The sequence below is a fragment of the Rhizobium sp. BK661 genome (assembly GCF_024808825.1).
GTDB lineage: Bacteria > Pseudomonadota > Alphaproteobacteria > Rhizobiales > Rhizobiaceae > Rhizobium.
The window spans coordinates 1-21,547 of the sequence record NZ_JANTYT010000033.1 but is presented as its reverse complement, the minus strand read 5'-3'; the positions used below and the strand labels follow the sequence as shown (position 1 = coordinate 21,547).

Below are 21,547 nucleotides of genomic sequence, written 5' to 3'. Positions count from 1 at the left end.
GACCAGGGTCCGGCCTCACTACAGCCACCAGATGACGGCTGCGGCGAGAGCGACGGCGCCCATGACGTTTTTGATGTTGCGATCAAAGCGGGTGGCGAGGCGACGCCAGTCCTTGAGACGGCAGAACATACGCTCGACGACGTTACGCTGCTTGTAAGCGGCGCGGTCAGGGCCATTCCCTACTGCTGTGGCGGCAATGTAGCCATCAGCCGTGCCGAGCGAGTAAAACTGTGAAGCCGCTAGATTGAAGGACAGTATGCGCTTTGAAAAATGGGGTAGCACTTCGCTCTCAAGCATCAGCGGTGGCACTCGAGATATAGGCGCCAACCGCTGCAGCTTCCCTCAAATCATTGGAGCGAACGGATTACTGTCTCTCATTTCCTCACGCGAGGGCGGCTCGCAATCACGTGCGCGGCTTCAGGTTCTCCGGGTCGTAGATCGGCTTGTAGCCGACACTGATGACTTCAACCGGGTAGGTTTCGGCGAAATATTCGACATTCAGCTTGCGGCCGACCTCGCAGTACTCCCACGGGAGATAGGCGAGCGCGATGTTCTTGCCGACCGTCGGACCGTAGGCGACGGAGGTGGTGTAGGAGATGCGGCCAACGCTATCGACTAGCGTCTTGCCGGTTTCCGGGTCCATGACCGGCATGGAGCCGACGGGGTAGCGTTTGACCCCCTTGCTGTCGGTGTTCTCGGTCATGACGAGCGTGCAAAGCATCGCCGGCTGATGGTCGCGCGCCTTGTATTCCAGGTGCTTGGCCTTGCCACGGAAATCGGCTTCCTTGACCTTCGGACGAGCGAGGTCAGCTTCCAGCAGGTTATACTGGGTGAGCAGGTCGCCGTTCTGCAGACGCAGCGACTTTTCCATGCGGCGCGAGTTGGCGTAGGTTTCGACGCCGAATGGCATGACGCCAGTGGCGCGCAGTGTGTCCCAGACGGCGAGGCCGTCCTCGTACTTCATGTGCAGTTCCCAGCCCTGCTCGCCGACATAGGAAATGCGGAAGGCAGTGACCGTCTTGCCCGCAATCTCGACCGGCTTGATGGCCGCGAAGGCGAAGTTTTCGGGGTCGAGCGCAGCCGGATCGGCCACGACCTTCTTCAGCGTCTCGCGGGCGTTCGGACCCCAGATGCCGATGGTGATAAACTTTTCCGAGACATCGGTGATGGTGACGTCGAGGCCGCGATCCTCGGCCACGCGCTTCATGTAATGGAAATCGCGCGGGCCGGCGTCGGCGCCGTTGATGAGGCGGCAACGATCGGTCATGCGGATAACGGTGAAGTCGGCGCGCACCATACCCTCATCGTCGAGGAAGTGGGTATAGATGCCCTTGCCGATGTTCCCGTCACCGCCGATCTTGGCGGCGCAGAGCCATTCCAAGAGCTCGACATGGTCGGGGCCTTCGAGGTCAACGATATGGAAATGGCTGAGGTTGACGATGCCGCAATCCTCGCTCATCGCCAGATGCTCGGCATTGGATACGCGCCAGAAGTGGCGGTTGTCCCATTCGTTTTCGCGGAGCGGAACGCGGTCTGCGTATTTCTCCAGAAGATGCTCGTTGGCGGCATAGCCATGGGCGCGTTCCCAGCCGCCCAATTCCATGAAGTAGCCGCCAAGCTCCTTCTCGCGCTCGTAGAAGGGCGAGCGCTTGGCGTTGCGGCCGGAGAGGTAGGGTTCGCGGGGGTGAACGGCGGGGAAGTAGATCTTCTGCGCGGCCTCGTAGCAACGGCCGGCGATGAATTCCTCGGTCAGCTGGTGCGGATAGAAGCGGGCGTAGTCGATCGAGTTGTGGTCGATCTCGGTGCGGCCGTCGGTGATCCAGTCGGCGATGAGCTTGCCGTAGCCCGGACCGTCCTTGACCCAGATGGCGATGCAGTACCAGAGACCGCGCACCTTCTGGCTCTCGCCGCAGGAGGGGCCGCCGGCGGCGGAAACCTGCAACAGGCCGTTGAAGGAGTGTCCTTCGTTATAGCCGAGTTCGCCGAGGATCGGCGTCAGCTCCATGGCTTTTTCGAGCGGCTCGAGGATCTGCTCCATTTCGAGGTCGCGCTGCGAGGGCGAGAGGCGCGCTTCGTGCTTCTCGAGCAGTTCGCGCGGATGACACATGCGCGGATTGGTGGTTTCGTAGTAGCCCCACTCGATCTGGCCGCCTTCTGTCGTCTTCGGGTCGCCGGTGTCGCGCATATAGGCCGAATTGCCCTGGTCGCGCAGCAACGGGAAGCCGATTTCCTTGCCCGTGCCTTCGAACTCGTTGTAGGGGCCGAAGAAGGTCAACGGATGATCGACCGGCATGACCGGCAGGTCCTCACCGACCATCTCGGCAATCAGGCGGCCCCAGAGGCCCGCGCAGACGATGACGTGGTCGGCCATGATGGTGCCGCGGTGGGTGACGACGCCCTTGATGCGGCCGCCTTCGACGATCAGCGACTGGGCCGGCGTGTTGCCAAACATCCTGAGCTTGCCGGACTTCTCGGCTGCGTCGACGAGCTTGCCGGCAACCGTCTGCGAGCGTGGGATGACGAGGCCGGCGTCGGGATCGAACATGCCGCCCTGAACCTGATCTTCCTCGATCAGCGGGAACATGTCCTTGATCTCTGCGGGCGAGACATAGCGGGCGTTGGTGCCGAAGGCCTTGGCGGAGGTGAGCTTGCGCTTGATTTCGTCCATCCAGGAGTCATCGCCGGTGCGAGCGACTTCAAGGCCGCCAATGCGGGAGTAGTGGCCCATTCTCTCGTAGAAATCGATGGAATACTGGGTTGTCCAGACCGAGAGATAGTCGTGGCTGGTGGTGTAACAGAAGTCGGAGGCGTGGGCGGTCGAGCCGATGTCAGTCGGGATACCCGATTTGTCGATGCCGACGATGTCGTCCCATCCGCGTTCGATCAGGTGATGCGCGATCGAAGCGCCAACGATGCCGCCGAGACCGATGATGACGACTTTTGCCTTGCTTGGAAATTCCGCCACGTGCCGGTTCCTTCTTGGTTCTTCGACGAATGTGCCACGGCACATCCAATTTTCAATTCTCGGTCAGACCTCTTCGCATAAAAACCACGATGTTGGGCAGCTCATAATCGTCATTGGCTCCGCCCCCCGCGACATCGGCGCAATCGCGCCGGCCTAGGTTGAGGCTTGATCAACTCGACATCGCTGATCGCCTTAGTCCTTATGTTCCTGGGTGAAGGTGGCCCGTCCCCTCGCTAAGCTGAATTCGGGGATTGCTCTGGATAGGCCTGAGCGAGGTCCCCATATTTGGACGGCCCCCATCTTGAGGTTACCGCGCGCCCCTAAAGTCGTCCGCACACTACCCGGCCGAGTTCTTTGGATAGCTGGCTGCCCTGGCTCAATAGTCGCTCGGAAGATGGAGCACGGATGCCCTGGCCCAGAGATGAAAGCAGAAGGCTTTGCGAGGCAGAGCGGTGTAATCTCGCAATGGGCTCAATGCCAGCGTCTGGCGAAAAAGGCCACTCAGAGCGGGCTTGCCAGAGCGCCAGAACACAAGGGCCAGCTTCGCCCGAGCAACTGCTTACGACTTCACCGATGCCTTTTACCAGCTCAGCAAAGAAGGGGTTGGTTATGGCGGAGATGATGACCCCGATGGTTCCGGTTTTTGATCGGCGAAGCGAATGTGCAACTCATCGCGACTGTAACGGAGATCGGTGATTGCCCTCCAGGGACACGAAGCTTAGTCTCGGGTGTCACAAACCACGATTGATTGGTTAAGTGACTTACCGTCGCGACGGAAACGCCTGCCTCGTTCGCAACATCGCGAACTGTTGCCATTCTCTCCATCCAACCTCAGCAATCACCGGATGTTGAGCAAAACAGTTGTCAACTCGGCAGAGGATTGCGAGAATAACCTCGATACTGGCGTCGCGCGCGGGACGAAGACTTCTTGACCCGCATTGGCCCCACGTCTCCAGCGCCGTAGCGTTTCAGCTATCGGCCTCACTCCCGCAACAAAATGCGCCATGCAGGGTGAACGCGCCTGACGCTATCAAAGGGGCGCGCGGGACCGCACTGACGTTGCGGACACAGGTCTTCGGCTGTTCCGAAGGTTCGTCCGCCGCTGACCGGTAGTCTCCTGCCAATAGCCGAGGACCAAAAGCGAATGGACGAGCAAATCACAGGTATGCGCGCTTTCGAAAAGAGCCCTAATTGGAGGGCAAAATCCTGGCTCGTCCTGCCATAGCAGCAATCGCGGCTGCGGGCTGTGGCTTGCCATATCTGTAGCCCTGGACACCTTTACATCCGAGCCTCTTGAGAAAGGCTTCTTGCTCCGCTGTCTCAACCCCTTCTGCGATGGTATGAAGCCCCAGTTCATTTCCCATCGAAACAATAGCGCGTACAATCGCGGCGTCTTGAGGTTTTGTCAGTAGTTCACCTACGAACGACCGATCGATCTTCAGAGTTGTAAGCGGGAAACGTTGAAGCGAACTCAGCGAAGCAAATCCGGTCCCGAAATCATCGAAGGCGATGTCGATGCCGAGCGCTCGCAGATCGCGCATTGCTGAAAAGGAATTGCCGTCATCAAGGAGAGCAATTGTCTCAGTAACCTCCAGCTCCAGCATCGAAGGCTTTAACCCATGTTTTTCGAGGGCACGGCGCACTTGCTGTACCAACGACGGAGAACGAAACTGCGCTGCAAAGAGGTTCACGCCAACCTTGAGGTCGTCGACGCCCTGTCGCTGCCATTCAGCCAGTTGACGACACGCCTCGTCGAGTATCCACCAGCCGATGGGCAACGCCAGGGAACTGGTTTCGAGCGCGGCTAGGAATGTTCCTGGAAATAACAAGCCCTTTTGCGGATGGCGCCAACGCAGCAGCGCCTCGACGCCGAAGATCTTACCGTCTGTGAGCGATACCTGCGGCTGATAGTGCAACTCAAGTTCATTGAGCCGGAAGGCTCTACGCAAGTCATCAATGACAGCGCGCCGGGAAACTGCTTCGAGGCGCATGTCAGGTGAGAACACTCGAATGCACCGTCCGCCATCTTGCTTGGCGCGATAGAGGGCGACGTCTGCACTTGCAATGAGCTCCTCCGCGTCGTTTCCGTCACTTGGACCGAAAGCATAGCCGACACTCGCGCCTATATGGAACAATTCGTGGTTCACTTCGAAAGGTGGTTCAAGCGCGCAGATCACTTGCGACGCCAGGGACTGGGTGACAAGGGGATCGGTCATTCCTGGCACAAGCATAGCAAATTCGTCCCCTCCAAAGCGTGCGAGAGTCGCTTGCGCTGGCGTGACGGTCGCGAGACGGATCCCCACCGCCTGCAGCAACGCGTCGCCGGCGGCGTGGCCGGCGCTGTCATTCACCTCTTTGAAGCCATCGAGATCGATCAAAAGCACAGCGGCTAGCGTTGTTTTCTCGAACAGCTCCGACAGCTGTGCCTCGAAGCGGAAACGGTTGCAAAGGCCGGTTAGGAGGTCATGATGCGCCAACCGCATCAGGCGCGCGTCACGCTCCCGAGCCTGCGAAATATCGCGAATGATTGCGCCGACGGCAATCCCTTGTTCGCCGCGCCAAACAGACAGCGCGATGTCGATCGGAAACTCTGATCCGTCCTTCCTGCGCGCCGTCACCTCGATCGTTTTTCCCGAAAGTGCCGTCCCGCCACCTGCAACAACACGCGCCAGGCCGGCGCGATGTGCACCGCGCATGCGCTCGGGGACAATGATTTCGATTGGTTGCCCAACCATCTCCTCTCGGTCGAAGCCGAACAGATCGGTCATCGCGCGGTTGACGAACTCGATTTTGCCGGTTTCGTCGACGGTGACGAGCGAAAGGGTTGTAGCCTCGGCAAAATTCATGACGTTTGACTGAACCGAAAATTCCATTTGTCGATCAATCTCGTCATCGATGTTGCTCGGTGAATAAGCCGTACGGCCGCCCATCTGCTATCGCCTCCTTTCTAGAAGATCTTTCGTTTGGGGCCAATATATCAACCGCAAGTTAGCAAGCTCTGAACAAAAATGAGCCCGCGACATTCCGTGCGCGCGGAAAGAGGGTAGATACCAATAGGCTACCGTCCCCAGGATGCTGCTGCGCGCTCCACTCGTCCTGATAATGCGAAGAACGTTGTCGTCGCTGTCACTAGATGGTGTTGTAACGGGCGGAGCCCACCTTCGCTATCAATGGAAAGTGGAAGGGAATGAATTACCGATGAAGCCATTGAGAGATGGGAGCACGCCGACGCAGCGTTCGCATGAGAACGAGCTTATGCGAACAGCGATTGCCGGTAAGGCTGGCTCCATACCGATGAGCTTTTGTCTTCGTGGATCGCCCGGCGCTTTTATGCGACCTCGCCTCTGGCTTCCTTCAGCATTGCCTCCCCAAAATGTATATTTACGCTCCGCCGATTTGAGTCTCTCCGAAGATCCGGTCGTCCGTATCGCCCACATATTCTCGATGGAGCCCACTAGGATCCACCGGATGACGGTCCCAAATATTCTGCAAGGCCAAATGATTGCGAGCAAGCCTCGACAATCACGCTGCATCAGCGCCGAACGGCCGACGAGTCGCCCGTCATCCCTAAAAGCCAATTCCTCGGTCTGCAATGGGCTCACTCGGATCCGGTGTACCAGGGACCGTTGTTATGCTTGCATTCGGACGAACATCAAAACACGCGTAGGTCAAGCGGTGAGAGTGACGTCGCAAAATTTGTCCGGCCAGAGCCAGCATTTACTGCACGGCGGTATGACGACCTGATATGAGTCATCGCGGTAGTATATTGAGGGAAAGACGCTGGAGCTCTTGAACGAATTTGAATCGTTGTCCTTCAATCAGCTGAGCTCGAAATAAATATAGCGCGGGTCGAACAATGGATTCAGAATGTGGCCGCACCACTGCCCCATGGGCCGTGGTGGAAGTCCTTGCCGTCGAGGCGGTCGAAGCCATGGGCGCCGAAGAAGTCGCGCTGTGCCTGGATCAGGTTAGCGGTGCCGCGGCCCTGGCGATAGGCATCGAAATAGGTCAAAGCCGAGGTCAGGGCCGGAACCGGCAGGCCAGCCTGCAGAGCGGCACCAACCACACGCCGCAGGGCCGGCAGCGATTCCTTCACCATCTCGGAGAAGGCCGGCGTCACGATCAGGTTGGCCGCATCCGGAGCCTTGGTGAAGGCCGAGGTGATCTCGTCGAGGAACTGCGAGCGGATGATGCAGCCGGCACGCCAGATCTTGGCGATGACAGGCATCGGCAGCGACCAGTTGAACTCGCGCGAGGCTTCCGCCATTACCGCAAAGCCCTGCGCGTAGGCACCGATCTTGGCGGCGAAAAGCGCCAATTCGAGATCCTTGTCGAGGTCCGGACCGTAGGCGATCGGGAACTTGTATTCCGGCTTGCCAAAGATCTTTTCGGCCGCCTCGCGCTCGGTCTTCATCGATGACAGGCTGCGAGCGGCGACAGCCGCTTCGATTGCGGTGGCCGGGATGCCCATATTCTGGGCTTCGATGGCCGACCATTTGCCGGTGCCCTTCTGACCCGCCTTGTCGAGGATCATGTCGACCATCGGGCCGCCGGAGACCGGATCGCTGGCGGCCAGCACCTTCTCGGAGATTTCGATCAGATAGGAGTTGAGGCGGCCCTTGTTCCATTCGCCGAAGATACCACTGATCTCCTTGGCGCTCTTGCCAAGCCCGTCGCGCAGGATGCCGTAGATTTCAGCGATCATCTGCATATCGGCATATTCGATGCCGTTGTGGATCGTCTTGACGAAGTGGCCGGCACCGTCATTGCCGAGCCAGGCGACGCACGGATCATCGTTGTACTTGGCGGCAATCGAGGTCAGCACCTTCTCGACGCGCTTCCAGGAGTCTTCGGTGCCGCCGACCATGATTGAAGGACCATGACGCGCACCTTCCTCGCCACCCGAGACGCCCATGCCAATGAAGGTCAGGTCGGTGTTCTTCAGGCGATCGAAACGGGCGATCGTGTCGCGGAAATTGGCGTTGCCGGCATCGATCATGATGTCGCCTTTGGTAAGGTGCGGCCGCAGCGCCTCCATCTGCTGGTCGACGGCCTCGCCGGCCTTGATCATGATGATGATCGGGCGTGGCGGGCTGATCGCCTCGACGAACTCTTCGATCGTCTTGCAGGCAATGATCTGCTTCTTCAGATCGCCGGCGCTTTCGTAGAATTCGTCGGTCTTCTCAGGAGTACGGTTGAAAACAGCAATCTTGTTGCCTTTTTCCGCAATGTTGAGCGCCAGGTTGGAACCCATGACGGCAAGGCCGATCAGCCCGATTTCTGCCTTCTCCACGATACATCCGCTTTCTTCGTTTCTCGCAATGACGGGATGCACCGCCACGGACGCGGCGGCCCAAAGCTGTCCACTATCGACTGGCTAGAAGGCCAGCTGTACCTTCATCGATTTGCTCCGATCCCCGGCAGCCTCGAAAGCCTGAACGGCTTCCGTCAGCGGATAAATGCCGCTCAACAGGGGCTTAAGATCGACCCGCCGGCTATTGATGAGATCGACCGCAACGCCGAACTCCTCATGGAACCGGAACGTGCCCTTCATCTCGATCTCCTTGGCGACGACCATGTTCTGCGGAATCGAGACGTCACCCCCGAGGCCAAGTTGTACAAGAACCGAGCGGGGCTTTAGCACTTCAATGCCGGAACGGACCGCGCTTGCATTGCCCGATGCCTCGAAGTGGACATCGAAGTAACCCTTGCTGCCAGCGTAGCTCGCAAGCTCGGCAGCCGCATTGGCAACGTTGATGGTGCGATCGGCGCCGACCTCGGCAGCTTTCGTGAGGACAGCGTCCATGACGTCGGTGGCAACGATCTCGCGGGCGCCATGCGCACGTGCAGAGATGATCGACAGTGCACCGATCGGACCACAACCGGTGACCAGTACGCGCTTGCCGGCCAGCGAACCGGCGCGCACGACCGCATGCAGGGTCACCGCCAGCGGCTCGGCGAATGCCGCCTCGTTGATGGAGATCTCGTTGCCGACCTTGTGGCATTGCCATTGCTCTGCAATCAACCGCTGGCGGAAGGCGCCCTGGATGTGCGGCATCGGCATGGCACTGCCATAGAAGCGCATGTTGAGGCAGTGGTTCTGCTGCCCAATGAGGCAATACGCACAGGCGTTGCACGGCCGACTTGGCGACACGGCGACGCGATCGCCGATAACCAGGTGCGACACGCCCTCCCCGACCGCCTTGATCGTGCCTGCGACCTCGTGTCCGAGGATCATCGGCTCGCGCACCCGAACGGTGCCGAATCCACCATGGTTGTAGTAGTGCAGATCGGAACCACAGATCCCGCCCGCTTCAATGGCGACTTCGACCTCGTTCTCGCTCAAGGTCTCCAACTCGCGCTCTTCGATACGCAGGTCCTTGGCGGCATGGATGACGACGGCTTTCATGATGGATGGTCCTCCTCACACAACGGGCGTCGGCAGGGTGTCGCCGGAGAAATGGGCGGCGAGATTGTCGCGCACCAGCTGGCCCATCGCCTTGCGGGTTTCGACTGTACCGGATCCGTGATGCGGCTGCAGCACGACATTGTCGAGCTCCAGGAACCGCGGATCGATCTTTGGTTCGTTGTAAAACACGTCGAGACCAGCTGCCTTGATAGATCGTTTCTGAAGGGCGGCGATCAACGCCTCTTCATCCACAGTCGATCCGCGCGATACGTTGACAAGGATGCCATCAGGCCCGAGTGCTTCAAGCACATCAGCATCGATTATGTTTCTGGTCGCTTCGCCGCCCGGTACGATGACAACGAGAAACTCGCTCCACTCTGCAAGCGCGACAAGATCGCGTTCGTGGTCATAGGAGACCTGTGGCTGCGGGTTGCGTGAGAAATAGCGTATATCGCAGTTGAATGCGGCAGCCCGACTTGCGATCGCCTGACCGATCCGGCCCATGCCGACAACGCCGAGACGCTTCCCGGTGACGCGCGTGACGAGCGGCATTACGGCCTTTCCCCATTGACCGGACCGGACGAAGACATCTGCCTGCGGCATGAGACGCGCTGTTGCCAGCAACAGTCCCAGCGCAATATCCGCGACGTCGTCCGTCAGGATGTCAGGCGTGTTGGTAACGGCTATGCCACGAGCTTTGGCATAGCCAAGGTCGACGGCGTCCGTTCCAACCCCGTATACGGAAACGAGCTCGACCCACGGCACGCACTCCATCAACTCTGCTGACGCACCAAGTTCGCCACGCGTGGCGATGGCCCTGATACCCGAGCCGACGTCCATCAGGAATGCATCACGATCGGCGGCTTCGTAGAGCTTGTGGACGATATAGCGGTCTTCAAGCTCAACCATGTCCCAATCGGGATATGGCCCGACGAGCAGAATTTCGGGCTTTGTCATGGTTTCCTCTGTGAGATTTCCGCCTTATAGCGTTGTTGTGCGAGCTTTCCCGCATACGTGATTACTGTCGACACGATGTGTTCGAACGGCTGGTCGATTTCGATTGTGATGACATCGTGCTCATCGGTCGGGGGCTCTAGCGTCTCAAGCTGACTTTCGAGTAACGAGAGCGGCATAAAGTGTTCGTTTCGGGCGGCTATTCTCGCAGCCAGAGTCTTCGTGCCACCATGAAGAAAAACGAAGCTGAGCGGCGTACCGGCGCCGTTGCGCAGAACGTCACGATAAGATCGCTTCAACGCCGAGCACGAGACGACGACTTGTCGATTCGCCGCCATTTCTCGGCCAAGGGACATCAGCCACGGCAGTCGGTCCTCATCGGTCAAAGGGATGCCGTTGGACATTTTCTCTATGCTGGCATCGGAGTGTTTGCTGTCGCCTTCGATGAACAGGTATCCGAGATCATAAGCCAACAGCTTTCCGACTGAAGTCTTACCGCACCCCGAGACGCCCATTACCACCAGCGGGCCAATCCCTGGGGGCGCATTAAAGAGAGGTGGTGATACCGCCGTCGACATAAAGCGTGTGTCCATTCACGAAAGAGGAAGCCTTGGACGACAGAAACACAGCCGCGCCCACAAGTTCATCGACATCGCCCCAGCGGCCTGCTGGCGTTCGCTTCTCCAGCCAGCTAGAAAACTCCTGGCTGTCGACCAGCGCTTGATTGAGCGGGGTCTTGAAATACCCCGGCGCAAGCGCGTTGATCTGCAGGCCATGCTTAGCCCAGTCAGTGCACATGCCTCGCGTCAGATTTTTTACTGCGCCCTTCGTCGCAGTGTAGGGAGCGATCCCTGGACGGGCGAGTTCGCTTTGCACCGAGGCGACATTCAAAATCTTGCCTCGACGACGGGTGATCATATGCCGCGCGACGGCCTGACCGACATAAAAGATGCTGGACACGTTCGTTTTCAACAATTGCTCCCAGCGGTCTGCAGGAAACTCCTCGAGCGGCGAACGAAATTGCATTCCAGCGTTGTTGATCAAGATGTCGATGGGGCCGCTGCTCTCGATCTCGTCGACTCCCCGTTTTACGGCTGCGGCGTCAGTGACGTCGAATTCGCAGATTGAGACCGACGCGCCGGTTTCACAGAGCCGGGCGGCGGCATCCCGCAGTTTGACGCCGTCGCGACCATTTAGGACGACCTGCGCACCATACCGGGCGAGGCCAGTTGCCAAGGCGAAGCCGATACCTTGGGACGAGCCGGTCACAAGCGCCCGCGATCCAGAGAGATCGAAGAGATCAGCCGCCATCGTCAGTTGCCCAGTGCCCGGTGGACTATGCGGTCAGTGACCCGGTGGTAGACCACGCCATCAAACATCTCGAGTAGCGTTTTGGTCTGCTCTCGGGATTCGAACCTTGCGTCGCAGGCCATCGCTCGTTCGAGCGCGCCCTTGTCTGAGTATGCAATGGCAAGAAGAAGCGGCATCGAAGGCGCTCCCTCATCGCGTTCCACCTCACGGGAAACCGTCACACTTTCCGCGCCATCGAACTTTGTCCAGAGCGGGGTCAAAACCTCTTGGACGAAACGGAAGAACTCGAACTCCTTGCCTTCGCGGATTGCACCCACGAACTCGGCATATCGAATGATCATTGCACTACTCCTTTAGCCTCTCGGGCCATCGTAAAATCGAACAAGCGCGGCGCTGTCGGCCGCACCGAGGCCAGCCGCCATCATCAACCGGTGAATTTCCATGCAAAGCGAGGTCATCGGCATGGCAGTGCCTGTGTGTCCTGCGAGTGATTGCACTGCCATGAGGTCTTTGACCATGTTGTCGATGCGACCAGTGGGCGAATAGTCGTTTCTGGCCATCTTACCCATGTACTCCTGCAGGATCGCGCTATCGGCGCGACCCCCGCTTAGAGCCGCGGGAATTCTTTGGGCGTCGACACCGGCGTCGACAGCGAGTCTAGTGGCTTCGGCGACCGCGACGAAGTTCAAGGCGCAGAGAACCTGGTTGATGAGCTTTGTGGTCTGGCCGGAGCCGCTCGGCCCCATGAGCGTCAAATTCTGGCAGAGGTCGTCAAGGATAAGCTTCGCTTGGGCGAAATCAGTGGGATCGCCCCCGACCATCACGGTCAGCTTTCCCTCCAACGCCTTCGGGGCACCTCCGGACAGCGGACAATCCAGCCACTTCAACCCCGCCTCCGCAGCATCGGCCGACAGTTGCCGCGTCGCCACGGGCTCGATAGACGACATGTCGACGACCACCGTGCCGATCTTCGCGCCATGGACGACGCCTCCTCCACCGAACACCGCCTCACGCACGATCCGTGACGAATTCAGGCTCAGCACGACAGAGTTCGCCTTCGCCGCTGCATCGGCGGCGGAGCTTGCCGGTTGCGCACCCAGTATTTCGAGTTGCGAAACCTTGCCGCGATCAAGATCAAACGCAATCACCGTATGACCGGTCTGAAGGAGGCGGGTCCCGATGGCTGTTCCCATTACGCCGCATCCGACTAGAGCGATCTTCTGTTTGGTAGGCACAGCAGCTCCTTTCCGCCGAGGGCGGTCAAATGAATTTCAGTTAAAGGAATTAGTTTGGTTAGCCGACTTCGGATCGGAGGAAGGCCTGTAGCTCCGGCGTCTTTGGATTTGTGAAGAACTCTGCGGACGGGCCCTCCTCGTGAATGACGCCGTCTTTCATATAGATCGTGCGGTTGGCCACGCGTCGCGCAAAGCCCATCTCGTGAGTGACGAGAAGCATCGTCATTCCCTGGCGCGCCAAGCTTTCGATAACCGCGAGGACTTCGCCGGTGAGTTCAGGATCCAACGCCGACGTCACTTCGTCGAAGAGAAGAACCTTTGGCCGCATCGCTAGCGAACGAGCGATCGCCACGCGTTGCTGCTGACCTCCGGAAAGCATATCGGGATAGGAATCAAAACGGTCGGCGAGACCAACGAGCGCAAGGCAGCGTCTGGCCTCCTCTTTCGCCGCCGACTTCGCTTCACCCTTGACCTGCACTGGGGCGAGCATGATGTTCTCGCCCGCGGTCAGGTGAGGGAAAAGATTGTAGCTTTGAAAAACAATTCCGACGTCGCGGCGTAGTTCGCGAAGCAAGGCCGGCTTCCTTGACATGGCGTGACCCGCGATTTCTATGTCGCCACCGTCAATCGTCTCAAGCCCGTTCAGGCACCGAAGAAAAGTGCTCTTGCCCGAACCACTCCTGCCGATCAAAGCAACAACCTCGCCACCTTGAACCGTCAGGGATACACCCTTGAGGACTGCTAACGGACCAAAGCTCTTACGGATATTGTTTGCAATTACGACGGACATCTCTTTTACCTCTCGGTGGGCTGGCGGGGGCGGCAGGCCGCCCCGCAGTCGGTCTGACTTAGAAGGACGGCAGCGCTGGCATTGGCGCCTTCATCCACTTCTCGTAGATTTTGCCGAGCTCGCCGCTTTGGGTGTGGACGAACAGCACTGTGTTGAGCCAGTGCAGCAGGTCGGGGTCGCCGCGACGCAAACCGACGCCGTAGAAGCTCTGGAGGTAGGTGGTCTTCTCCTCGAACTTGTCAGGATAGCGACCCTGAAGCTGGGCGGCGATGTAGTTCACGGTGCCGATCGCGTCGACCTGACCGGCCACCAGCGCGTTCAGCGTCGTGCTGTCATCGTCGAATCGCACCAGCTCCATTCCTGGGATGTTCGCACTGGACAGGATCTTCTCGTGCGCCGTTCCTCGGGGAACGCCGACCCGCTTGCCCTTAAGGTCGTCGAGGCTTTTGATCGCCGTTTCCTTCGGGGCCACGATCACCGACTTGTGGCCTCCGTAGGGATTGGAGAATGCCACTGACAGTGCCCGCTCGGTGTAGATGCCAAAACTAGCCACAACGAAATCGACCTTTCCGGTCTGTAGCGAAGGGATGCGGCTCTGGCCGGTCACGGGTACAAGCTCCAATTCGACGCCAAGATCCTTGGCGAGCAGCTTGGCCACGTCCACGTCGAGGCCGTCGGCCTGCATCTGATCGTTCGTGATGCCGAATGGCGGGACGGAAAGGTCGACCCCGATCATGACCTTCTTGCGGGCGATGATATCGTCCAAGGATGAGGCCGATGCGACGGTCGCACCAAAGACGAGGGCAAGGCCGACGAACGGTAGCAGTAGGGATTTGAAGCGCATTTTGCGTCCTCTCAGTTTTCGAGTTCCGGTTTCAGTGAAACGACCTTCTTTGTGTCGTTGGATCTCAAGCGCGCGATCCGCGTCGCGCCCCCTTTCGTTCCAGCCAAAGGCTGATTTGTGTGAGTGGAAAGCAGACGGCAAAGTACAGTGCTGCCACCGCGAGGAAGGATTTAAGGGGTTCGAACGTTGCATTGCTGACCAGCTGTCCCGCCCTAGTGATTTCGATAAAGCCGATGATCGACGCTATCGAGGTCTGCTTGATGATCTGGACAAGAAAACCAACGGTAGACGGCAATGCCAGCCTGATCGCCTGTGGAGCGATGACGAATCGAAGACTCTTCAGCGTCGTCATCGCGAGAGCATCGGCGCTTTCCCACTGAGCCTTCGGGATTGCGCGAAGAGCGCTTTCCCAGATGGCGCCAAGGAAGGCACTGGAGTTGATAGTCAAGGCGACCGCTGCGGCGACGATCGCGCTCACCTCATAGCCAAAAAGCGACGGCGCATAATAGCAGATGAACATCAGAACAAGGAGTGGAAGCCCCTGAATGAACTGCATGTAAGCTAATGTCGCATTTCTTAAGAACTTGCTGGACGAGATCCTCAAGAGCGCGAGGACAATCCCGGCAAGGCCGCCCCCGACGAAGGCAATGACGGTCAGCGTCAGCGTCCACCGCAGGGCGTACAATACGAAAAGGAATTCCGGAGTTCCGAATGTTCGCATATTATATTCTCCCCAGCAGCTTGCGGCGCGAGCGTCGAAATACGATCAGCCCCAGGAGATTCAAAAGCGCCCAGAAGATGAAGTTGAGGGTCACGTAGACAGCAGCAATGACCAGATATACTTCCATCGTCCGGAACGTCTCGGAACTGGCGATCATTGCGGCGCCGGTCATGTCCTCTACGCCGACCGCGGATACCAAACTGGTTGACAACATCAACAGTACACACTGCGAGACAACCGGCGTGAAGACCCTTTCCAAGGCAGGTGGAAGGATCACAAAGCGCAATGTCTGTAAGTACGTCATGCCCAGGCTCTCGGCCGCCTCGAATTGACTGCGATGGGTCGACTGGATACCGCCCCTGACAATTTCGGCGATATAGCCTGCATTGTTGAAGACCAGGGCGATCGTCACGGATGTTAGTGGAGACATCCGTATACCGATGTTAGGCAAGCCGAAGAAGATCACGAAGATTTGGACAAGCAATGGCGTATTTCGCACGATCTCCACGTAGCAGCGAACCAGGAAGCGCGGCAAGAACCACGATAGCGTCGAGACAATTGCTAAGCCGACCCCGAGGGCGAAACCACCGAAGATACCGACGATCGAAAGCTGCATCGTCAACCACAGACCGCTGAGGAACTGTGGCAGATATGCGATCAACGGACCGAATTGGAAGGTATATTGCATTGTTGCCTCGGCGCATGTTCCTGTCCGGTTTCGAAACTATTCGAGGCCCAAAGGCCGGACCCGAATGCTCTTGCCCGCAAACGAAATCGTGTCGGGGTGGCAAAGGTCCAGGGCCGCCGCGACATGCCACCATGCGTGATCAGCCTGGCGAATGATGAAGCATTCGGTGCTGTGACCAATACCGCCAAACTCGAATGCGTGCCCCATGCAGATGTGGCCGATTTCGTCGGGAAGTCCCACAGAGAGGCAAACATGTGCGCCGTAGGTAGAATGGCGATAAGTCGGGTCGCCGTAGCGGTCGCCGCGTTCGGCTGAACGCTTGAGATTTACGGGGTCGAATTCCCACGTCTTACCGATGTCGTGGCACAGGCCGCCGGCAAGGATGATGTCTCGATCGACTTTCGCCTCGGGATAGGTGGTCTTGAACTCTTCATAGATCGCCAGGGCAAGCCGGGTGACCCCACGGAGGTGAGCGTCCTGGGTTCCGCGCTTTAGCGAAAATACGTTCGGGCTACCCTCACCTTGAATATCCGTGACACGACTGAACGAAGAACGTTCCAAGGCAAACACCCACGCGTCGATGACCTTCTCACGAAGTTCGAGGGACTGGATCTCCGCGATTTCCGGAAGATCCTCGACAATATGTCCGCGAGAGATGGTTTTGTACATTTTTTCAACACCGTTACTATCTGCTTATTTCTCGACCTTATGATTGATTGAACTTCAAATCCAATTGGGATATTCGGGGTTATCGATTGAATTTTTCTATCTTGCGCTCATGGCTCTGAACTTTTCTGCAGTCGAATCATTCTACTGGGTCTCCCAACTCCGCAGCTTCAACGCCGCTGCAGAGAAGCTCAACATCACCCAGCCAACCGTGTCTTATCGGATCAAGGAGCTGGAGGAGCAGCTCGGTGTCTCGCTCTTCATCAGACAGAGGCGCCAGCTTCTCATGACGAGCGAAGGCGAAGCGTTGAAGCGTTACGCCGAGGCGATGATCGGGATCGCGCGGGACATCGAATCCAACATCAAGACGAGAAACACCAAGCTGCCGACGCTGAGAGTGGGGGTTATGGACAGTTTCGCGGCGGTCGGATTGCCAGCGCTGTTGGATGAACTTGACCACAGATTTGCCGGCACTCGGATTGCGGCGACCGTCGATACGAGCCACAATCTTGCAAGGCAGCTATCCGAGGGACTTCTTGATATCGCACTCCTGTCGACGCCGCCGGAGTATGAAAATGTCGCCCTTGAGCTTCTCGGCCGTCAGACGGTGGAGTGGATCGCCAGTTCCAAGCTCAATATGAAGAAGGAATTCGTTTCCGACGACGATCTACTGACCAAACGCGTCTTTTCAACGCCGGCACCGTCCAATCTCCACGAACTCACGACGAACGCACTCAGCGGTAATTCCACGCTCGGTCTCCGACTTAACGTTTGCAACAGCCTTGGCGCGATCCTGAATCTCGTTGAGGCGGGCACTGGCATCAGCATTCTTCCAGTGCGCCTTGTGCGAGATCAGATCCGAAAGGGATCCGTTTACGTTCTCGAAACCAGATCCAAATTGCCGATGCAGGACGTATTCATTGGCACCAACAAAGGCGCAGTGGTTCGGGCTCTGCCCCAAGTCAAGCAAATGATCCGAAAAGTCAGCGTTGACGTCGCATTCTGCGGCTGACACATCCTCGTTGATATGGTTTTGGGCCGTCGACTGCGTGGTAGACGCCCTTGAAACGCACCGGGAAGACCGATTGAAGCCGTCGACTTCGTTACCTCTCTCCAGGGTACCGTTGCCATGGTCCTCCGGTCAAGAAGGGCACTATTAAAGCCGCTGAGGGTCGTGCGGCACGCGAATGGCCGTTCAGACCGGCTCTGCAGCCGACTTCACCGCCGACAAACTGCCTGAGCTGATAGCATTGCGCGCGTCCCGTGGGCCGTACCGTATGCGACTTCTGCTGCGGCGACCAAGACCAGCGCGGAGCAAGTCCTCGCGACAGAGCTGCTCCGCGAAGAGGCCTTCAGGATTGCCGTCCTGATGGCTTCCAGGGATTCGTCAAACGTGTGGGTCGTCCGGTGCTCAATGGGTTTCCTGGCAATTTCCGTAGCTCGAAGCAGTGCCGCCCTTGCCGGAAAGCCTGCCTTCCTCGGCTTTGTAGAAGTACTGGCTTGCGATCAGCCACCCGTAGCCGGGATGCAGGTAGCGATGAGAAATGGCCCGGTGACGAAGATCTGCTGATGCGCGACTTCCAGCCAAACGGACAACAAGGACGGTCGGAATACATGCAAAGCAAGATGACGAAGAAGGCTGGCCGTCGGCGGGTTGCGCGAAGGAATAATCCTCGTGGACTCCGTGGAAGTTTCCGCCGAGGTGGGCGCCGACGGAAAGGTGGGCATCATGGGAATTGGCGCTTCAGCCCAAACGACCTCGAGCATCAAGATCATTTTCAAGCGAAAGGGTTGAGCAGTTTCCCGAATTTGATGTGGGCCCTCGGCTTTACCAAATCCCTTCAGTTAGGTCACGTATAGGAGCCCATCTCAATGCCGTCCGCACACTTTGCTTGAACCTGTAATTCTGACTGCCGCATCTCCGGCTCATCCGCCTGGGAAATGTCCAGCGCCAGAAAAGAAGGCTGAGAAAAAGCTCAGGAACCTACTGGCGCGGCTTTATCTTACTTTCTCCAGGCAAACTGCCTTGCGGAGATTTCGCGCAGAACATGCCGGCTTCATCCTGGCCCGATTCTGTTTCCTCGCAAGAAGAGTAACGCCTTGAGCGATCAAGCCAAGCGCCGCGATGACGTCACTAGATCCGAGTGCTAGTCGGGGCGTTTCGCGCCATGAACTTACTCATATTGTGTCACTACCCACTGACTAAATGCGGCGATATACTCCACAGGCGCGTATATAACAACTTCGAGCCCCGTATCCGCGACTGCGGGGTTCATCTTGCGGAACGAACGACAGGGGCAGTTTTCCAATCTTGCGGTTTGCCGCCGGGTCCTTCCCGAACGCAACGCTCGCACCCTATAACCGCTAACGAACTGGAGGTTCTCATGCGACCGATAATCGCTCTGGCATTTCTCGCTGCCGCTCCTAGCTTAGCGTTCGCCCAGGCCGCGCCAAAAGGCGCCTCGCCAATACCAGCGGCCGAAATCAAGGAAATTTTCTCGGGGAAAACGTATAATTTCACCGAAAAAGGTCACAAAGGCGAAAGGGAACCGATTTCCTGGTACCTGGGCGCCGACGGAAAGATGCTCGGCTATACCGGAAACGGTCCATCTCATGCGGCGGGCACTTGGTCGACATCTGATGGCAAGCTCTGTGTGTCTGATCAGTGGACCGGGGCATGGGGCACGAACCACTCCGACGAATGTCAGTTATGGGCGCGCGACACTGCAAAGCCGAAGGTTCTCTATCGCGCCGAACCGAGCAAGGGCGGAACTTGGACGAAGTTCACACCGAAGTTGTCGGGCGGGGACACAATCACCCCTAAGATAGAAGCTTTGAAGGTGAAGCTGAATAAGCAGTAGTTCGCGGCACAGTCGCCCTCACGGAAATCCGATGCGCCGCGCGGCCGATCAGCGGCCGCATGTCCGCAATGACCGTCCTCATGCTTGTACCAACCGTATTCGCGGTGATTGGCGGCTTCACTCCGGAATTGGGCGATATGGTCATCAAAGGGTGAAGACAATTTCGCCAACGAGCGTTGATCGCGCCGCGGTTTCCCTGGGTGGAATGCCGAGTACATCAGCTACTTTTTCAAATGCCAAAAAAACAGTCTCACCCGGATCAAAATGCAACTGATAGCGTTCCCAAAGGCGACTTCGCCGAACGCGATCTGAACGCCCAGGCATGCGCGGCTACCAACTACACTGCCGACATCCTCGTATTACAGTGTGACAACATTCGTCCCTTGATCGGCCCCGCGAGGCAGCTACAGATGCTTATTTGCTGCCGCGACGGCGCGTGTCGGCGGACGGAATTGAGTTTTCTATTGCGCAGCCTGCTGACCGGTCGCTAACTCATATACCGTCACTTGCTACCGACGAGCGACCTAGGCTTTTTTGAATTTGAGAATCGAAAGCAACTCAATGACCGGACAACTTTCTCTTCCCCGCAATCGGATTTCCGTGCTCTTGTTGGAAGGCATCAGTGAGAGCGCCGTTGACTACTTTTCGTCAGCTGGCTACGTCAATCTGGCACATCTGCCGAAGGCTCTGGATGACAAAGATCTCAAGAGCCATATAGCCGAAGCGCATATAGTCGGAATTCGTTCACGAACGCATCTGACAGATGAAATCTTCAGCTCCGCAAAAAAGCTGATTGCAGTGGGCTGTTTCTCTGTGGGAACCAATCAAGTCGACCTCGAGGCGGCGCGTCGCCGTGGGATTCCCGTGTTCAATGCTCCCTACTCAAATACGCGGTCGGTCGCTGAGCTTGTGATCGGTGAAATCATAATGCTGACCAGGCGGATTTTCCCGCGGTCGGCGTCGGCCCATGAAGGCGGATGGGACAAATCCGCCTTGGGGAGCCGTGAGGTACGCGGGAAAACGCTGGGGATAGTGGGCTATGGCAACATCGGTTCGCAGCTCAGTGTTCTCGCGGAAAGCATGGGCATGAACGTCCGCTATTTTGATCCTTCGGACAGGCTTCGGCATGGCAATTCAGAATCGATGGCTTCGCTCGGCGAGCTTCTCGAAATCTCCGATTTTGTGACGATGCATGTTCCAGAAACGAAGTCCACGCAAAATATGATAACTGAGACCGAACTCCGGAGAATGAAAAAGGGAGCCTTCTTCATCAACAACTCCCGCGGCACCGTTGTGGATCTCGAAGCGCTTGCGAAGGTTTTGAGAGAAGAACATCTCGCGGGCGCGGCCGTCGACGTGTTCCCCAAGGAGCCGGCTTCAAACAGGGATCGCTTCGAAACGCCGCTGCAGGGTTTGGATAATGTAATCCTAACTCCCCATATTGGTGGATCGACGGAGGAAGCGCAGGAGCGCATTGGGACGGAAGTTGCAAGGAAGCTTGTGGAATATTCGGACATCGGCTCAACACTGGGCGCCGTCAATTTCCCCCAGGTTCAACTTCCACCCCGCCCGAACGGTACGCGTTTCATCCACGTTCATCAAAATCGTCCGGGTATTCTGAACAGCCTGAATACTATTTTTTCGTCTCGCGGACTTAACATCGTCGGTGAATTCCTGCAGACGCACGGCGACACGGGTTACGTGGTTATTGAAGTCGAAGGTGCTGGCCAGACAGCGAATGATATACTCGAGTCGCTCCGCCAGATCCCGGGAACGATACGAGCTCGACTGGTTTACTGACGCCGATTGGAAGGCGTAAAGACGCGCCAGGAAAACTGGCGCGATGGCTAGGAAAGGGCGTCATCCTCGCTGGACCGGGGTTCAGTCCGCACACGTGCCAAGAATTGGCGCCATCAGTTGCACATGTGCATCGATCCGTTCAAAAAACCTTCGCCGGAACGGCCTCTCGCTCTGGCAGCCCGGCAGGCGCGCGATTGGCGAAGGCCTTTGACCTTGCCCCCAAGTTTTATCCAGTTTTAAGTTCGCTCCGGCGGTTTTGGGTTGCTGTATTTGGGGCGGTAGCGGCGGGTTGCGGTGCGGAGC

The 21,547-nt window shown here is 57.8% G+C and carries 18 protein-coding genes and 3 pseudogenes; 3 read left to right on the top strand and 18 right to left on the bottom strand.

Features of this window, described 5'->3' with window-relative positions; all coding sequences use genetic code 11:
* Positions 1-18 precede the first annotated feature (18 nt).
* The 17 genes and pseudogenes from FHX16_RS30210 to FHX16_RS30140 all read right to left on the bottom strand — a co-directional run.
* Positions 19-168: pseudogene (locus FHX16_RS30210) on the bottom strand (IS5/IS1182 family transposase); the annotation flags it as partial.
* 3 nt (positions 169-171) lie between these two features.
* Positions 172-294 (bottom strand): annotated as a pseudogene (locus FHX16_RS31515) (VapC toxin family PIN domain ribonuclease); the annotation flags it as partial.
* A 109-nt stretch (positions 295-403) separates the two neighbouring features.
* On the bottom strand, positions 404-2,965 hold the full coding sequence (locus tag FHX16_RS30205; protein WP_183755979.1) for an FAD-dependent oxidoreductase: 2,562 nt from the start codon (positions 2,963-2,965) through the stop codon (positions 404-406).
* A 588-nt stretch (positions 2,966-3,553) separates the two neighbouring features.
* Complete coding sequence (locus tag FHX16_RS31755; protein WP_183755980.1) at positions 3,554-3,781, bottom strand: LacI family DNA-binding transcriptional regulator; 228 nt, start codon at positions 3,779-3,781, stop codon at positions 3,554-3,556.
* A gap of 371 nt (positions 3,782-4,152) precedes the next feature.
* The gene (locus tag FHX16_RS30200) at positions 4,153-5,895 is read right to left on the bottom strand and encodes a bifunctional diguanylate cyclase/phosphodiesterase (RefSeq protein WP_183755981.1); all 1,743 of its coding nucleotides are present in this window, start codon (positions 5,893-5,895) and stop codon (positions 4,153-4,155) included.
* A gap of 932 nt (positions 5,896-6,827) precedes the next feature.
* Positions 6,828-8,258, bottom strand: a complete 1,431-nt coding sequence (gene gndA / locus FHX16_RS30195; protein ID WP_259131977.1) for an NADP-dependent phosphogluconate dehydrogenase — start codon at positions 8,256-8,258, stop codon at positions 6,828-6,830.
* 84 nt (positions 8,259-8,342) lie between these two features.
* Positions 8,343-9,374, bottom strand: coding sequence for an L-idonate 5-dehydrogenase (locus FHX16_RS30190; RefSeq protein WP_183755983.1), 1,032 nt, complete (start codon positions 9,372-9,374; stop codon positions 8,343-8,345).
* Positions 9,375-9,389: 15 nt separating this feature from the next.
* Positions 9,390-10,331, bottom strand: coding sequence for a 2-hydroxyacid dehydrogenase (locus tag FHX16_RS30185; RefSeq protein WP_183755984.1), 942 nt, complete (start codon positions 10,329-10,331; stop codon positions 9,390-9,392).
* Positions 10,328-10,906 (bottom strand): gluconokinase, encoded by a 579-nt coding sequence (locus tag FHX16_RS30180; RefSeq protein ID WP_183755985.1) that lies wholly within the window; start codon positions 10,904-10,906, stop codon positions 10,328-10,330. Before FHX16_RS30180 ends, FHX16_RS30185 begins: the two co-directional genes overlap by 4 nt.
* The gene (locus FHX16_RS30175) at positions 10,875-11,639 is read right to left on the bottom strand and encodes an SDR family oxidoreductase (protein WP_183863921.1); all 765 of its coding nucleotides are present in this window, start codon (positions 11,637-11,639) and stop codon (positions 10,875-10,877) included. Before FHX16_RS30175 ends, FHX16_RS30180 begins: the two co-directional genes overlap by 32 nt.
* Positions 11,640-11,641: 2 nt before the next feature.
* On the bottom strand, positions 11,642-11,980 hold the full coding sequence (locus tag FHX16_RS30170; protein ID WP_183755987.1) for a hypothetical protein: 339 nt from the start codon (positions 11,978-11,980) through the stop codon (positions 11,642-11,644).
* Between the two features lie 12 nt (positions 11,981-11,992).
* Positions 11,993-12,874, bottom strand: a complete 882-nt coding sequence (locus tag FHX16_RS30165) for an NAD(P)-dependent oxidoreductase (RefSeq protein WP_183755988.1) — start codon at positions 12,872-12,874, stop codon at positions 11,993-11,995.
* Between the two features lie 58 nt (positions 12,875-12,932).
* Positions 12,933-13,664 (bottom strand): amino acid ABC transporter ATP-binding protein, encoded by a 732-nt coding sequence (locus tag FHX16_RS30160; protein WP_183755989.1) that lies wholly within the window; start codon positions 13,662-13,664, stop codon positions 12,933-12,935.
* A gap of 58 nt (positions 13,665-13,722) precedes the next feature.
* On the bottom strand, positions 13,723-14,508 hold the full coding sequence (locus FHX16_RS30155) for a transporter substrate-binding domain-containing protein (RefSeq protein WP_183755990.1): 786 nt from the start codon (positions 14,506-14,508) through the stop codon (positions 13,723-13,725).
* Between the two features lie 64 nt (positions 14,509-14,572).
* Complete coding sequence (locus FHX16_RS30150) at positions 14,573-15,229, bottom strand: amino acid ABC transporter permease (RefSeq protein ID WP_183755991.1); 657 nt, start codon at positions 15,227-15,229, stop codon at positions 14,573-14,575.
* 1 nt (position 15,230) lies between these two features.
* The gene (locus FHX16_RS30145; protein ID WP_183755992.1) at positions 15,231-15,917 is read right to left on the bottom strand and encodes an amino acid ABC transporter permease; all 687 of its coding nucleotides are present in this window, start codon (positions 15,915-15,917) and stop codon (positions 15,231-15,233) included.
* A 36-nt stretch (positions 15,918-15,953) separates the two neighbouring features.
* Entirely contained in the window at positions 15,954-16,586 is a 633-nt protein-coding gene (locus FHX16_RS30140; RefSeq protein ID WP_183755993.1) for an HD domain-containing protein, read from the bottom strand.
* A gap of 109 nt (positions 16,587-16,695) precedes the next feature.
* On the opposite strand from FHX16_RS30140, the gene FHX16_RS30135 reads away from it, so the two are divergent.
* Complete coding sequence (locus tag FHX16_RS30135) at positions 16,696-17,595, top strand: LysR family transcriptional regulator (RefSeq protein ID WP_183755994.1); 900 nt, start codon at positions 16,696-16,698, stop codon at positions 17,593-17,595.
* Between the two features lie 399 nt (positions 17,596-17,994).
* On the opposite strand, the pseudogene FHX16_RS30130 reads toward FHX16_RS30135, so the two are convergent.
* A pseudogene (locus tag FHX16_RS30130) lies at positions 17,995-18,255 on the bottom strand (hypothetical protein); the annotation flags it as partial.
* 712 nt (positions 18,256-18,967) lie between these two features.
* Between FHX16_RS30130 and FHX16_RS30125 the strand changes: the two are divergent.
* On the top strand, positions 18,968-19,444 hold the full coding sequence (locus FHX16_RS30125) for a DUF995 domain-containing protein (protein ID WP_183755995.1): 477 nt from the start codon (positions 18,968-18,970) through the stop codon (positions 19,442-19,444).
* A 561-nt stretch (positions 19,445-20,005) separates the two neighbouring features.
* Entirely contained in the window at positions 20,006-21,244 is a 1,239-nt protein-coding gene (serA, locus tag FHX16_RS30120) for a phosphoglycerate dehydrogenase (protein WP_183755997.1), read from the top strand.
* The last annotated feature ends 303 nt before the right edge of the window (positions 21,245-21,547 follow it).